This window comes from Microbacterium sp. GbtcB4 (genome assembly GCF_019091465.1).
GTDB lineage: Bacteria > Actinomycetota > Actinomycetes > Actinomycetales > Microbacteriaceae > Microbacterium > Microbacterium paraoxydans.
This window is the reverse complement of record NZ_JAGXJJ010000582.1, coordinates 1-236: the sequence shown is the minus strand read 5'-3', so window position 1 is coordinate 236 and position 236 is coordinate 1. Positions and strand designations below refer to the sequence as shown.

Here is a 236-nt window from a genome sequence, read left to right as displayed (position 1 = left end):
CGGGACTCGCGGTCGGGCTGCTCCCCGACGTCGTGTGGGCGGGCGCGACCCCGACGGTCCACCTCGCCCCGCTCCCCCACGAACCGCCCCGGGAGATCTTCTCCTCCGCGCGCCGGGGCTCCCCGGACCCCCCGCCGATCCGCCCCGTCCCCGCCCCGCTCGCCGCCGCCGCCCCCCGCAACCTCCTGGCCTGACGCGAACCGACTTCCGGGTATATGCTTGCCCATGCATCGGTT

Annotated in this window: 1 pseudogene; it reads left to right on the top strand. The window is 76.7% G+C overall.

The features are described from left to right. Nucleotides 1-194 (top strand): annotated as a pseudogene (locus tag KVS71_RS18895) (LysR family transcriptional regulator); the annotation flags it as partial. Nucleotides 195-236 lie beyond the last annotated feature (42 nt).